Raw genomic sequence first — 14,274 nt, forward strand, 5'->3', positions numbered from 1 at the left:
CCCGAAGGACACGAAGCGCACGAAGGAACGAATGGTGGCCACGGAAGGACACGGAAAAGCACGGAAAGGAGAGGGACCGCCGATAGCACGGAGAACGCAGATAAAAGGGGAATTCGAAAGCCAATTATCCGTGTTATCCGTGGTTCAACTCCCCACCTTTCCTTCGTGCGCTTCGTGTCCTTCGTGGTTCCCCCGTCTCTCGGCAATCGCCGCTCAGCGGACCGGGGCGAGGCCCAGCTGGCGTCGGAGCAGCCCGATTTGGCCGGCGTGCAGCTGCTCGTGGAGCGGGCAAAACAAGACCGCTCCGAGCTTGATCGGATACAGAGCATACGGCGGATCGACCGGTTCGAGCAGCCGAGCCGGATCGGCTGCTCGCAGCTCGGCGAGGCTCTGGGTGTGGATTCTCGCCAACCGCTCGAGCAACTCGTCGGCCCCCGGCTGATCCTCCTCGCCGTCGCTGGGCGTCGAACCCCGCGCGTAACGTTTGCGGAAGCGGCCCGGGATCAGCTCCAAATCCTCGGGCTCTCGCCCCCGCTGACGGAACAACAACAGCCCGTACTGGCTGACCGCCAGATGCCCGATCTGCCACGCCAAGCTGGTCGACCCCCCGGCGGGAATCGTGAACCACAGCTCCCGCGGCGTCGCCTCGAGCAATTCCAGCACGTAGCCACGGGCAAACTCGATCTGGCCGAGCGCGGTCCGCAGAGCCGCGGCCGCGGAGGCTTCATCAGGGAGCGAAGGCAAAGCAGAATCGGTCAACGAAAGGACTCCGGGAGAGAGGCGAGAAGCGAGAAGCGAGTGCGGCCTTGAACCTCGTACTCGTACTCAGCGAAGCGGTACTCGTACTCGATTCCGGGCCGGCATGCGCTCAAACGTAGACGACAGGTTCTGGCCCCACACCCCCGCCTGAAAACCGAGTACCGCTGCGCTGAGTACGAGTACCGCTGCGCTGAGTACGAGTACCGCTGCGCTGAGTACGAGTACGAACTGAATTCGCCAACCGAACTCTTCTCGCTTCTCGCCTCTCGCTTCTATTTTCTTTCCAGCGGTACGACTCCGTCCCAGTTCGCCGGGGGGACTCGTCCGTGGCTGGCAATGTAGACGGTCAGGAAATCTTTGGCGCGGTCCGAGGCCGAGACTTCGTGCAGCCGTTCGAAGGCTCGATCCCACCGGCGGTCGAGCAGATCGTCGAGGGCGGCTTCGTAGGTCTCGATGTCGGCGTCGCGGATCGTGCCCGGCGTAGCGGCCGGCGGCAGGAGTTGATGGACGACCAGCGGCGTCCGCATCCCGGCCGGGCGGACCGGAGCGAGGCGGCGGGTTCGGGCGAGCGAGCGGGGCAGGGTCTCGCGGACGTAGCGGGCGGTCGCTTCGTCGATCAGGATCTCGGCCGAGAGCGGTTTGGTCATCCCTTCGAGCCGGCTGGCGAGGTTCACGACGGGGCCGAACGCGGTGACTTTCACTTGGTCGCTGCTGCCGATCTGGCCGACCACGGCCCGCCCGGTGGCGACTCCGATCCCGCACCGAAAGCCGCTCAGCGGACCGTCCCCCGCGGCTCCTTCGCGGCCGAATTCAGCCAGGATCTCCAGCGCCGTGCGGCAGGCCCGGCCGGCCGCATCGGGCTGGGCGATCGGCCATCCCCAAAAGCCCATCGCCGCGTCGCCGTGGAAGTCGCCGATCACTCCGTCCCAGTGGAGGATCCGCCGCGTCATCACGCTCAGCGCCTCGCTGACTCGCTGGAGCAGCTCCATCAGCTGGTCCGCTTGCTCTTCGCTGCGGCGAGAAAAACCGCGGAGGTCGCAAAACAGGACCGCGATGTCCGCCTCCCGGGGGCGGAGCACGTCCTGGGCGTCGCGGCCGCCGAGCGCTTCCATCACCACCGGGGCGAAAAATCGGCTGAGCCCCGCTTGGCGTTGCTGCAGGTTGCGGAGCTGGCGGAGTCGGCCGAGGGTCGTGGCGACCAGTTCGGCGAATTTCAGATCGTCCTGCAGGTCGTTCGACGCGGCCTCGAGCGATTGCTCGACCGACTGTTTGGCGTCCCGAGGGAGCTGGCCGCTCTCGTACAGCACCCAGCCGGGCGAGGCCTCGCCAGGAATCGGCACGCAGAACGCCCAGTCGACTCCTTCGTCGGCCGTGAAGGCCGGACGCGACTGGTCGACGCAGCCCTGGCTGACCATCCGCCCGCCGCCCCACAAGTGCAGCACGCTCTCGCCGCACTCGATCGCTTGCCGCGCCAGCCGCCCGCTCGGGCGGGGACCGGCCTGTTCCGGGGCTCGCGAATCGTAGTGCAAGACCTGGACGTTGCCGCTCGATTCGCTGTCGACGCGGAGCACGGCGACGGCGGTCGCCCCGGCGGTCGCTTGCAGCAATACGCCAGTGACCCGCACCAGCAGCTCGCTGTCGCTGGTGCTGCCGGTGATCAAATCGGGCAAGCGGCTGAGCATCTCGATCCGGTTTCCCGCGTCGCGGTAGAGCCGCCGCCGCAGCGCGGCCGAAGCGAAGGCTTGCTCGGTGACCGTGGGATCGGCCACCGACGACTCGGCGACGAGCGGACGGACGGCGAGCGTGAAGGTCGTCCGCCCGATCACAAAGTGCTCGCCCGGCTGCATCGTGAAGCGGTCTCGCTTCTGGCCGCGGTAGAAGATCGGATTGCGCGCTGCCGGATGTCGCTCGACGAGCACGCTCCCCGATTCGTTCGCGTGCAAACTCGCATGGATCCGCGAGATGCGGTCGTCCCAGTCCACCTGCCACGCACCGGGCGATCGCCCCACGACCACTTCCCGGTCGGCGGGCAACTCCCGCCGCCAGCGATCGCTCGATCGAGGTCCCTGGGCGATTAAGTCCGGCATCGCGAGAGGCTAAAGGCTAAAGGCAAGTGGTGAGTGGCGAGAGGCGAGTGGCGAGTGGCGAGTGGCGAGTGGCGAGTCCGGCTTTGTCTCTCGTACTCGTACTCAGCGAAGCGGTACTCGTACTCGTACTCGTACTCGAATCCGGCCCTGCGGTGCCCAAAAACACAGACCACAGGTTCTTCCCTCGCATCCCCACCTGAAAACCGAGTACCGCTGCGCTGAGTACGAGTACCGCTGCGCTGAGTACGAGTACCGCTGCGCTGAGTACGAGTACCGCTGCGCTGAGTACGAGTACCGCTGCGCTGAGTACGAGTACGAGTTGAATCCGCTACCCGCTTCCGGCTCGCATTCCGGCGAGGTGCCCGGTGCTGAAGGCGGACTGGAAGTTATAACCGCCGATCCAACCATCCAAGTCGAGCAGTTCCCCGGCGACGAACAAGCCGGGCACTCGGCGGCTTTCCATCGTCCGTGGATCGATTTCCGCAAGCGCCACGCCGCCGGCGGTCACTTCGGCTTTTTCAAATCCCCGCGTTCCGCTGACCGGCAGCCGCATCCGCTTGAGCCCTTCGACCAGTTTCGCACGGCCTCCCTTGCTCAGCTCGCCCCAGGGCCGTTCGCGGATGCCCGCCCAATCGCCGATCGCTTCGGCCAACCGGCGGGGGACGAGTTCAGCGACCGCCGTGCCGATCCGCTGCGTTCCGGAGCGGCTCCGTTTGCGATCGAGCCAGGCCTCGAGCTCGGCGAGCGGCATTTGCGGCAGCCAATCGCACTCGAGCTGAACGTGCCGCGGGTCCTCCGCCGCGGTCACTCCGCGGCTGACGTCCATCGCCACCGGACCGGAGAATCCAAAGTGGGTAAAGAGAAAGCCGCCGGTCCGCTCCTCCAGAGGCCGCTTGGAACGCTTGCCGCCCGCCTCGGCGGCTGCCGGGCTGGGCCACACGCCGAGGCGGACGGCTTCGAGCGTCAATCCGCTCAGCTGTCGCGTCCAGTCGAAACCGCCGACCAGGGGCACTAGCGCGGGCCGCGGGGGGACGATCGTGTGCCCGCTCTGCTCGAGCCAGCGATAGCCGTCACCGGTTGTTCCGCAGCCCGGCCAACTCCGCCCGCCGGAGGTCACGATCAAGCGGTGGGCGAGGAGGTCGCCAGCGTCGGTGCGAACGAGGAAAGGCCCGCTCCGAGCAGAGTCGCCGTCAGCGTCTGTCGCTCCGCCGGCGGCACGCGCAGCCCGTTCCACGTGCGTGACTGCGACTCCCAGCCGCAGCTCGGCACCGGCCTGCTGAGCCTGTCGCAGCAGCGCGTCGCGGACTTCGAGAGCCCGGTCGCTCTGGGGAAAAATCTTGCCGGTCGCTTCGACCTTCGTGGCCACGCCGAGGCGGTTGAACATGGCCACCGTGTCGCTCGGTCCAAGGTCCATCAGCGCTTGGCGAAGGAACTTGCCGTTGCGACCGAAGGCCTGCATGATCCCGGCCACGTCGCAGTCCTGGGTGAGATTGCAGCGGGTGCCGCCGGACATCAAGATTTTGACACCCGCCTTGCGGTTTTTTTCCAGCACGATCACCCGCCGCCCGGCGGCCGCAGCCCGCGCTGCCGCGACCATTCCTGCGGCTCCCGCTCCGACGACGACCACATCCGCAGCGGTCCAAGAATCCATCCGCTACTGGCCCGCCTCGAAAGCACCGGGTGAGCCGCCTTCCCGAGCGGGAGTACCAGCGGCGGGCTGGGGATCGACGCGGCCGTTGCGGCTGGTCCCTTCGCGACCACGGTCGCTCGGCGGCACCGATTGCGGGGCGAACGCCCGGAGCGCAGTCTCCAGAGCTCCGACGCTGATCGTGCCCGGGATTTGACGGATCTCCACTTCGCCTTGCGGGCTGGCCGCCTGATCCAATTGGTCGATCATCTCGCACACGTATTTCAGCAGATCCTCTCCTTCGGCGCTGACCAGCAAGGTGTTGCCGACCGAGTCGACTCCGATCGAGAGTTTCCCCTTGAAGGTGAAGCTCGACTCGCCGCTGGTTCGTCCCCCTTGGCTGTCGATCAGGCTGCTCCCGCCGCCGTCGCGATCGCGCGAGCCGCCCCGATCGGTCGAACTCGCACCGCCGCCGCGTTGGCCTCCCTGCTGGCCCTGCGAAAACGCTTTGTCGTTGCTGCTGAGCAGGTCGCGGTAAGCATCCTTGACGGTTTCGGCAATCTTGTCCGCCTGCGAATAGCGAATCTTGACCAGCTGCGTGAATCGCGCTTGGCGTTTGTTCAGCGGTTCCGGGACGTCCCACAGCTCAATCAACTCGCCGATCGTCTTGAGCTGGGAAGCGGTCGCCCCGGTGACGACGATCGAACCGGTGTCGTCATCGGCGACGAACCGCAGCGGCTGCGATTTGCTGAGCCCGCTCGGCCCCTCCTTTTGCTCCCTGTCGGGAAGCCCCCAAAACCAACGGCTGAAGCGATCGTCGTCCGAGTCGTCCTCTTCGGTATCGGCAAAATAGTCGTCCAGGTTCCACATCATCCAGGTCGCCGAAGCGTTGCGGACGCGGAACACGGTGTAGGGACGTTTGGGAGGCTCGACCTCGAGCATCATCGACTCCAGACGGTCGAGGGCAGCCGGATCGTCGCTCCGCAGGATCAGGTTGCCATTGTCGTCCAGCTCGATGCGGATCGCCGCGCCGGCCGCGGCAGCCTCCCGTGCATCGGCGGACCGGTCCGGTTGGGCTTCCGCGGATTTGCCAAACAGGCGGTCGAACTCTTCAGCCGAGCGGACCGGCGGCAGGTTCGAGGTGGCCGATTCCTGCTGCGAACTCGGGGGCGACGTTTCGCCTTCCTGCCGGGGAGCTTGGAGCTCGGGGCGAGGGCTGGACACGAGCCGCACGAGTCCGTCACCGTCTTCGCCGGTTGGACCTCTCTCGGTCGCCCGGCCATCGGTGGTTCTCCCTTCGCTCGCCGCAGGGGATTCGTCTGCGCCCGAATCGGATTCCTCCGCGTCCCCATTGTCCCGCGGCGCATTGTCCTGCGACGCATTGTCGGGCTTCGTCGCTTCACCGTCTCGACCCTCTTCAGCCGCCGCTTCGTCGGCAGCCGCCGCTTCGTCTGCGGTGGCCGCTTCGTCTGCGGTGGCTTCTTCGACGGTGTTAGGGATCGCCAGCGGGTTGGCGAATTGGTCGCGCGTTGGGAGCAGCAGTTCGTTCGGGGACGTGGCGTTCCAGTGTTCCTTGAGCCGCTGCAGGTATTCGTACGTTTCGGGCGTCGCCGAGGCTTCGATAACCCGCATCCGGCTGCCGCTTCCACCTTCGGGCGGAATCTCGCCGAGCTTGATCAGCAGATTGCGAACTTCCGCCATCTCCTGCTCGTTGGCCCACAGCAGGACTTGGCGGTGCTGGACGTTAGCGGCGACGCGGAATTTATCGTCGTCTTTCTCTTCCTGCGGAGGGCTGAACGAGTAGTAGAAGCTGCGACGATTATTGTTGTTGTCTTCCTTCTCGGTCCCCATCAAGAACATGATCGATTCGGCGACCGCTTGGGCATCGAGTCGCCGCAATTGGAGGACTTCGAAGCTGCGGGCCGAGCCGTCGAGCCGTTCGATCAGCGAGGCGATGATGAACCGATCGGCGGCCGAGCCGAAGACGATCAAGGCGCTGTTTTTGTCATCGACGCGGAGCCGGGTCGCAGGTTCGAGGATGTTCATGTCGCGAGCGATCTCGGCCAGCTTCTCCGGATCGAGCGACGAGAGCCGAAAGACTTGGACGCGGCTCTCGATATCGGCCAACGATTGGATCGCGCTGCCTGGAACATCGATCTGCACGATGAACTGCGCGGCGACGGCCATCCGGTCCGGCGGGGCGTTGATCAGCAGCGAGTTGCGGCGGTTGTTGACCACGATCGAGATTTGCGGCTCTTTGTCCGCTCCGCCGGGAGGCTGGTTTCCGCCGCCCTGCTGAGCTTGCTGACGCATTTGCATCTGCATTTGCTGCATTTGTTGCGGCGTCATCGGCGCCGCCTCCTTGTCCTCCTTGACGCCCAGGAACGCAGCCAGCATTTCCTTGGCCTCGGCGGCCGGGATGTGCCGCAGCTCGAACTCGCGAGCCAGTTCGCTGCGGGCTTGCGAGGACTGTTCCTCCTCGAGCAGAGCGAGCAGCTGCTGGAGGTTGATCGCCGCGTCCATCGCTTCGATGCGGTTGGTCTGTTCGAGGGCGACCAAGCGGCCGTTGCTGCTGATCATCGGCTTGAGTTCTTCGGCCAATTTCGGCGCCAGCAACCAGCCGCAATCGATCGAGGTGCGGACAAAGCTGTAGGGGGACATCGCGTCGATCGCCGTGGGCTCGACCCGAGGGACCAGGGCCGGATTGATCCCTTCGGTCTTGACGACGGTTAACCCCCCGTCGAGCTCGAGCATCGTGTAGCCGCGGGCGAGCAGATGGCGATTGAACAGATCGCGGGTTTCTTCGACCGTGTATCGGCCGGGCGAGGCGAGGTTGACGAAGTCGCCCGGCAACTCCTGCCAATCGAGCGGCATGTCGGAGATCTCCGCCAACCACTCGAGCAGTGCTGGCCACGGTTGGTTGCGAAAGGCGAACGCGACGCGGCCATCGTCGGCCGGGCGGACTTCGAGTTCTTTCGGATCGGGAGGCGTGGAGGGCTCCGACGGACGCTTCGTCCCTTCCGCCGGTTTTGCCTCCGCGCTTGGTTTCTCCTCTCCGCCGGGCTTTTCCTCGGGTTTGCCCCCCTCAGGCTTTTGCCCCGCCGGAGCCGCGCCGCCCGGTTTTCCCGCGGCCTGCTCGGCCATCCGCTTGCGGATCTCGTCCGCTTTATCCGCCGGAACCTGGATCGTTTTCCCGTCGGGAGTCGTCACTTCGACCGTCTGCGCCGTGGCCGCCGACACCGCGAGCGACAACCAAGCGAGCAGAATCAGATCGGGTCGGAGCCACCTAAACATGGCATTTCTACGGCGAGAGAGTGGGAGAAGCGGTGCCGGATGAGCAACGAAGAGCAATCGGAGGGCCCATCGCAGATCATACGTCGAGCCTCCTCGGCTCTCAAACGAAATCCCCGCTACCGGGGAATCTCAAGGCGGCCGCCTGGCACGAGCTCACTTGATGCTCGCCTCGCGAAACCGATAACCGACTCCGCGGACCGTTTCGATCAGATCGGCGTCCTGGTCCAGCTTCTTCCGCAGAGCCCGGATGTGGACATCGATCGTCCTCTCCAGCACCATCGTGTCCTCACCAAGCGCCGCCTCGATCAGCTCGCTGCGGTCAAACACCCGCCCGGGCTGGCGGATCAAAGTCGAGAGCAGGCGGAACTCGCTGCGCGTCAGCGGCAGGGGGCGGCCATGGACCACGGCCCGGTGCCGGCGGTGGTCGACCGAGACTCCTTGCACGGTGACCGTCTCGCGCGGCTCGACCATCTCCTGGCGGCGGCGGAGCAGGGCCCGGATCCGCTGCATCAGGACCGCGACGCTGAAAGGCTTGGTGACATAGTCATCCGCTCCCACCGAGAACCCGACCAACTCGTCGGCCTCTTCGGCGCGTGCGGTGAGCATCATGATCAGCAGGTCGTGGGTCTCCTCCGCAGCTCGCAGATGGCGGCAGACCTCGATCCCGTCCATCAACGGCAACATCACGTCGAGCAGGATCAAGTCGGGCAGCTTGAGCTTCGCTTGCGCCAACGCGTCGCGGCCGTCATGGGCCCGTAGGACCTCATAACCCGAACGATTCAAATTGTAGGCGACCACTTCAGCCAATCCACGGTCGTCCTCGACCAACAGGACTTTCGCTTTTGCCATGGACGCGTGCTCTGTCCTTGTAGGAAGCCAATCATGGGAGGAAGTCCACCGATGCCATTGCCGCATGCTTCCTATATTCGTTGCCCGCTGCGATTGGCGGCACCCCCAAACCTGCGCGAAAAGGGTTAAATGATGATGAAGAACTCGTGAAGGCCATCGCCGCCTTTCGCTCCGCATAGTCGCCTTTCGCTCCGCGAAAGTAGCGGAAGTCTGCGCTACTTTCGCGGAGCGAAAGGCGACTAGGGACTAACGCATAGCTGGCAGGCGGACCACGAACGTAGCACCTTCGCCCGGCCGGCTCCGCACGGAGACTTCTCCGCCCAAGGCCTGAAGCAAGTTCTTGACGATCGAGAGCCCCAGCCCGGTTCCACCGCGGCTTGCGTCGCGGGCTTTTTCGACCCGGTAAAAACGTTCGAAGATCCGTTCCTGATCTTGCACCGGAATCCCGATTCCGTTGTCGGCGACGACGATCTTCCAGGCTCCTTCGGCCTCCTCGCAGCGGAGCTCGACGAGTCCCCCCTCGGGCGTGTAGCGGACGGCGTTGCCCACCAGATTGTTGACGATCGTCAGCAAGGCTTCGCGATCGGCGACGACCGCGGCCGCAGCCGGGGGAGGTGCGAATTGGAGGCTGATGTCGCGGGCCTCGGCGAGCGGCTTGTAGACGGCGACCGATTCGCCGAGGACCGGGGCGAGCGGCACATGGGTGATTTTCAAGTTCTCCGTGCCGGCCTGAGCTCGTGCCAATTGCAGCATGTCATTGATCAGCCGTTCCAATCGCTCCGCTTGCAGGCCGATCTGGGTCAGGAAATGGGTACACGTTTCCGGGTCTTCCTTGGCGCCGATTTGCAAGGTTTCGGCATACCCTTTGACCGCGGCCAGCGGCGTCTTGAGCTCGTGCGACACGTTCGCAATGAACTCCCGCCGCATCCGTTCGAGTTGCCGCATCTGGCTTTCGTCGCGGATCGTGATCAACACCCCCGAGGAACCATCGACGGCAAGTGGCAGCGCCTGGACCTTGAGAAATCGCTCGTCTTCGGTGGGGAAGTCGCACTCGCTCTCGCCCGGTCGCTCGCCGGAGAGCACCGCGTCGACGGCGGCCACGATTTGGGGAGCCCGAACGACCTCCGCCAACCGGCGGCCGAGCAGCGACTGGCGGGTCAGCCGGAGCAAATGCCGGGCAGCCGGATTCAGCAGTAACACGCGACGCTGGGCGTCGACGGCAACGACGCCATCGGTCATGTGATCGAGCACTTCGAGACCATGCCGCCGCTGGCTGTCCAGCTTCGTCAGCCGCCGCTGAAGCAGTGCCTGGGCCTCGATCGCTTGGCGAATCAGTCGCTCGGTCGGCGGAGCAGGAATCCGTCGAGAAACGTCAGCAGCGGTTTTTGCGGCGGTTCCCTCGCTGAGCGTTTGGAGGAGCAAGTCGAGTCGCGCCGCCAGGGCCGCATTGAGATTCTGCCGCCGAGCGACTATTCCCGCGGCGAAACCGGCGAGCGTCAACGTGCTCATCGCTCCGATCAGGAGCACGGCGATCTCGGCGGTTGCCGCGCCGCGGGTGGCGCCAAATCGCACGGCAAACCACAGACCCGCCGTCACCACTGCGCCCGCAACCAGCGTCACCAAAAAAGCCCGACGCAAGGGAGCCGAAAAGGGCATCGAGGAACAGCCTGTTGGAGGGCGGGCGCAGGACCAGCACCGACATGCGATTGGGTGCTGCTCCGTTGTACCAGCCCATCACCCGGCCGGGATGGGGGCCCCACCAAGCCGCAGTTCGTCGGTGGCCCCGCAAGACCGCAGCACCTCGGCCAGGTTCGATTGTTGCCAGCCCTCGTAGAGCTTGCCGTTGCGGACGCAGATCCAGGAGATGCCGGAGAATTCCAGGGCCCTCTGCGTCGGCGGAACCGGTAGACCCGCGCCGGTGTGCGTTCCTTTGGCAGTCCAGCGGACGACGACCTGCTGCTCGTCGTCGACAATACCGTCAACCGTGACCCGCAGATCGGGAAGCGCCTGAGTCAGCGGCTCGTAGAAGAGCTTGCGAAAATCGCTGGCGCCCTGCATGGGGCCGAGGTCGCCATAGCAGATGCTCTCGGCAGTCATTAGTTCGTCGACCGTCTCGGCCCGCCGCTGATTCCAGACTTCCTCAAACCATCGCAGCACGACAGAACGGTTTTGTTCGGACATCGCCTTCGTCTCCTGTACAAAATTGTTCAACGGCAAGCCGCAGGCGACTGCTTTTTGAAACCCAGTCGCCTGCGGCTTGCCGTTAAACGACTGCGCTACGATCGAGCCCTGCTCCGTCAGTTTTGCGGTGCTTCCTCCTGTTCCGCCGCTGGTTGCTGAGCCTGCTGCTGGGCTTCAGCCTGCTGCTGGGCTTCGGCTTGCTCCTCGGCCTTCTTCTGCTCCTCGGCCTTCTTCTGTGCCTCGGCTTTCTTTTGTGCCTCGGCCTTCCTTTGGGCTTCGGCTTTGGCGGCTTCGTTGAGCGTGTTGACGACCTCTTCGGCTTGCTTGCATTCTTCGGCGTGCTCTTCGTCGGTTCGGAAGGCGATGAGCATCATGTCGCCGACGTGCAGCATCTGGCCGCGGAGGTCCAGCTGGCTGAGCGTCGTTTGGATTCGGGAGCTGTTTTCTCGGGGGACCGGGAGCAGGCGGTGGTCGGCGAAGTCGATCGGCTTCAGCGCCGCCTGCTCGACATCGAGCACCTTGACGAGTTCCTCAATCTCCTCGATCTGGTCTGCGGTGCCCCGCAGGAACAGGAGTTTCTCGTCTTCGCTGACCGCCATCGAGAGTTTCTCCTCGGCCTCTGGCTCGGCATCGGCTGCTTGTCGCGCGGCCCGCGCTCGCGCCCCAGCATACGCTTGGCGGCCCGCGACGCCCGGCATCATCCCGCCATGCCGCAACCCGATCACCTGCTGCAGCTGTTGCGGGCTGCGATGTTTCAGCTGAATGATCTTGAGGACCCGCACCGACTTCTCCGCCGCTTCCTGGCTCTCTTCGGCAGTCTCCCCCGGAGCGGTTTCAGCCTGCTGATTCTGGGCCTGTTCGCTCTGGGCCTGTTCGCTCTGGGCCTGTTCGCTCTGGGGCTGCGAGCTCGGGTTTGCGTTATCGTCTTGGGCGACTGCCGGCAGACCGCAGGCGGCGATCAGTGCCACAGAGCATGCCGTTCGAATGAGCGCGTTCATCGTCTTCTCCCCGTTCCAGATAAGTGTGAGGTGCCGGACCCGCAGCGCCCAACGCTGCGGGGCGCGCCCCTTCACTTGGGAGCAAGCGACATACCAGGCTGGGCCGTGTGCGGAGTTCGCTCTACGCGAGGCGGCGACGGGGCACAGCGACGGCGAGCCCGATCGCGATGACGGTGCAGAGATAGGCGAACACGTCGCCAAAGCGGGTATAGAAGGTGGTGCTTCGCATCCGAGGAATCGCTTGCACCACAGCCGCTTCGCTCTGGCAGGGAGCCGAAGCGAGCAGCTCGCCGGTCGGCGAGATCACTCCGGTGACCCCTGTGGCGGAGCACCGCACCAGGGCGCGGCGGTTCTCGACCGACCGCAGCATCGCCAACCGGTAGTGCTGCTCCAGGGTCAGCGTGTTGGTGAAGGCGGAGGCATTGATCAGGGCGATCAGGCAGTCGGCTCCTTCGGCGACGGTCGAGCGTGCGGTCCAGGTGACTAGATCCTCGTAGCAGATCAGCACGCCCGGCGTGGCGACTCCAGCGGCCTCGACCGGTGTGGCCACGGCGCCGGGAACGATCGTCTTGCGGATGTTGGCCATCGTTCGCAGCTCCGGATAGAACTGCTCGCCGGGCATGTATTCCCCGATCGGCATCAGCGCCCGTTTGACGTACCGACCGACGATCGTCTGCTCTGGGTCGACCAACAGGGCGGTATTGCGGTACGGCCCCTCTTCCTTGTCTTGGGACGGATACGTTTTCGCACCTGCCAAGAGGTAGCGATTGGCATCGGGCAGGAGCTCGGTGGCGGGATTCGGCCGCAGCGAATGGCGTCGGGTTTGACGGCGATCGCGGAAATGCGTCAACGACTCGTCGTAGGTGCCGGTCGACGATTCGGGCCAGCAGATCAAATCAGCCTCGTCGGCGACCTCGTGCGATAGAGCGCGGAGCTTATCGATCCAGCCCACGAACCGCGTGTCGACTTGGATCGCAGCGACCGTGAAGTGCTCGCTGGCATCGGCTGTGGCTTGAACTTGGTGCTGGCGGAGAAAGCCAATCGCCACGATGCCGGTGAAGACGCCAGTGGCAATCAGGGTCCGGCGGGCACCGAACCGCGGAGCCACCGAGAGGATTCCCCAGCGATTCCCCGCGATCGCCATCAACAACACGAGCACGCAGACAGCCACCATGAACAGAAAACTGATGCTCGCCACGCCGCCCCACTCGGCGGTCTGTAGAAGCACCGGGTGATCGGTGTGCAGGTGGCCCATCGACCAGGGAAAGATTTTCGGCCACCAGAATTCGGGCACGATCCAAAGCAAGGGAACCGCCCAGATGCGGCGGAGATCTCGGCCGACGATGCGGGAAACCAGCAGCCCGAACAGCCCCATCTGGAAAGCTTCCCAGAGGACCAGTCCGGCAAACAAGGCCGCCGCGGTGTTCCAGCTCACCGCCACCGTATCGGCAATCGCTTCGGCGGACCAGTGAAAGGCGATCCAGAGAGCGGCGGCACCGGCAAAGTAGCTGAAGATAAACGCAGCGGCCGGACGCAGCTGCGTCGCGACCAGCGCCATCAATGCCATCCCCAGCCAAGCCAGCGGGAACAGCGTGGGATAGATCCAGGGAAGTCCCACCAGCGTCCCGGTGACCGCTGTGCCGAGGAGCATCTTCAAGGATCTGTACCACCGCTTCGCCCGCGGTGGAGCAGTCCCAGTCCCAGCGGATCGAGTGCCAAGCGATGAGGAGGCCGCAGCAGGGTCGTGAAACTCCCGGCTCCTCTCACCGGCGGTGGGCGGATCTTGTAACGCGGTGGTATTCAAGGTTGCTCATCTCGCGGAGTCGTCACGGCACGTTGGAGAGAATGCGTTTCCACCACTGGCGATGAAAACCAAAGACGCCCCGTGCGGCGACGAATCACCGCACGGGACATCCGACGATTCCAGCGGCTCCTCAGACGGGAGCGACGGTCTTACTTATCGGGCATCGTTAAAATCACCGTCGATATAGACTTTGCGATCTTTCCCTTTGTTGACACGAGTGTGGATTTCATCGAAGTCTTCAGGACCATCGGGAACACCGTTGTACAGGACATAGTAGTGGACGGTGTGGTCGCCTGCTTTGACTTCGAACTTCGCCGATTCACCCGGCTCCAAAACGGTTCCACCAGCGTCTTCAAATTCTTCCATCTGGTCTTCCGGATCGTCCGGTTCGAGGGCCTCAAGCATGTCTTCATTGAAGCCATCGTCGATCACGACCAGGACGTAGTAGTCGGTCCGGTTCTTGACGACCAGATGGGGGTCTTCCTTGGAGTTACTCTCTCCGGCAAAGACCATCGAAGGGGCAATCAAGAGGGCGATCATAGCCAAGGCGAAATTTTTCATCATTGGTTCCATTGGTAGTAAAAGGGTTGCTAACAAAAAGTGGCAGTAACGTCAGGCACCATTCCTACGTTGGGTCGCTCGTGAGGGCCGGGCGGGCGGCCCTTGAGCAATATT

At 64.5% G+C, this 14,274-nt stretch carries 10 protein-coding genes; all 10 read right to left on the reverse strand.

What is annotated here, in order from left to right; all coding sequences use genetic code 11:
* Positions 1-213 precede the first annotated feature (213 nt).
* A complete protein-coding gene (locus tag GNK13_RS09690) occupies positions 214-759 on the reverse strand; it encodes a DinB family protein (protein WP_164102305.1) in 546 nt (181 codons plus the stop codon).
* A 272-nt stretch (positions 760-1,031) separates the two neighbouring features.
* On the reverse strand, positions 1,032-2,846 hold the full coding sequence (locus GNK13_RS09695) for an adenylate/guanylate cyclase domain-containing protein (protein ID WP_164102306.1): 1,815 nt from the start codon (positions 2,844-2,846) through the stop codon (positions 1,032-1,034).
* Positions 2,847-3,174: 328 nt separating this feature from the next.
* Positions 3,175-4,497, reverse strand: a complete 1,323-nt coding sequence (locus tag GNK13_RS09700; RefSeq protein WP_164102307.1) for a BaiN/RdsA family NAD(P)/FAD-dependent oxidoreductase — start codon at positions 4,495-4,497, stop codon at positions 3,175-3,177.
* A gap of 3 nt (positions 4,498-4,500) precedes the next feature.
* Complete coding sequence (locus GNK13_RS09705) at positions 4,501-7,767, reverse strand: secretin N-terminal domain-containing protein (RefSeq protein ID WP_164102308.1); 3,267 nt, start codon at positions 7,765-7,767, stop codon at positions 4,501-4,503.
* Positions 7,768-7,920: 153 nt separating this feature from the next.
* Positions 7,921-8,616 (reverse strand): winged helix-turn-helix domain-containing protein, encoded by a 696-nt coding sequence (locus GNK13_RS09710; protein WP_164102309.1) that lies wholly within the window; start codon positions 8,614-8,616, stop codon positions 7,921-7,923.
* 246 nt (positions 8,617-8,862) lie between these two features.
* Positions 8,863-10,272: a sensor histidine kinase gene (locus tag GNK13_RS09715; RefSeq protein WP_164102310.1), complete on the reverse strand. Its 1,410-nt coding sequence runs from the start codon at positions 10,270-10,272 to the stop codon at positions 8,863-8,865.
* A 78-nt stretch (positions 10,273-10,350) separates the two neighbouring features.
* Positions 10,351-10,797, reverse strand: coding sequence for an ester cyclase (locus GNK13_RS09720; protein WP_164102311.1), 447 nt, complete (start codon positions 10,795-10,797; stop codon positions 10,351-10,353).
* Between the two features lie 116 nt (positions 10,798-10,913).
* The gene (locus GNK13_RS09725; protein WP_164102312.1) at positions 10,914-11,795 is read right to left on the reverse strand and encodes a hypothetical protein; all 882 of its coding nucleotides are present in this window, start codon (positions 11,793-11,795) and stop codon (positions 10,914-10,916) included.
* Positions 11,796-11,916: 121 nt separating this feature from the next.
* Entirely contained in the window at positions 11,917-13,446 is a 1,530-nt protein-coding gene (gene lnt, locus GNK13_RS09730; RefSeq protein WP_164102313.1) for an apolipoprotein N-acyltransferase, read from the reverse strand.
* Between the two features lie 306 nt (positions 13,447-13,752).
* Positions 13,753-14,160: a hypothetical protein gene (locus GNK13_RS09735; RefSeq protein ID WP_164102314.1), complete on the reverse strand. Its 408-nt coding sequence runs from the start codon at positions 14,158-14,160 to the stop codon at positions 13,753-13,755.
* Between the last annotated feature and the right edge of the window lie 114 nt (positions 14,161-14,274).

The organism is Candidatus Laterigemmans baculatus, from assembly GCF_010367455.1.
GTDB classification, from domain to species: domain Bacteria; phylum Planctomycetota; class Planctomycetia; order Pirellulales; family Pirellulaceae; genus Laterigemmans; species Laterigemmans baculatus.

Coding starts and splice junctions, on each gene's coding strand:
- GNK13_RS09695 (WP_164102306.1), bottom strand. CDS start 2,846: ATGCCGGACTTAATCGCCCAGGGACCTCGATCGAGCGATCGCTGGCGG.
- GNK13_RS09725 (WP_164102312.1), bottom strand. CDS start 11,795: ATGAACGCGCTCATTCGAACGGCATGCTCTGTGGCACTGATCGCCGCC.
- GNK13_RS09715 (WP_164102310.1), bottom strand. CDS start 10,272: ATGCCCTTTTCGGCTCCCTTGCGTCGGGCTTTTTTGGTGACGCTGGTT.
- GNK13_RS09710 (WP_164102309.1), bottom strand. CDS start 8,616: ATGGCAAAAGCGAAAGTCCTGTTGGTCGAGGACGACCGTGGATTGGCT.
- GNK13_RS09705 (WP_164102308.1), bottom strand. CDS start 7,767: ATGTTTAGGTGGCTCCGACCCGATCTGATTCTGCTCGCTTGGTTGTCG.
- GNK13_RS09720 (WP_164102311.1), bottom strand. CDS start 10,797: ATGTCCGAACAAAACCGTTCTGTCGTGCTGCGATGGTTTGAGGAAGTC.
- GNK13_RS09700 (WP_164102307.1), bottom strand. CDS start 4,497: ATGGATTCTTGGACCGCTGCGGATGTGGTCGTCGTCGGAGCGGGAGCC.
- lnt (WP_164102313.1), bottom strand. CDS start 13,446: ATGCTCCTCGGCACAGCGGTCACCGGGACGCTGGTGGGACTTCCCTGG.
- GNK13_RS09735 (WP_164102314.1), bottom strand. CDS start 14,160: ATGAAAAATTTCGCCTTGGCTATGATCGCCCTCTTGATTGCCCCTTCG.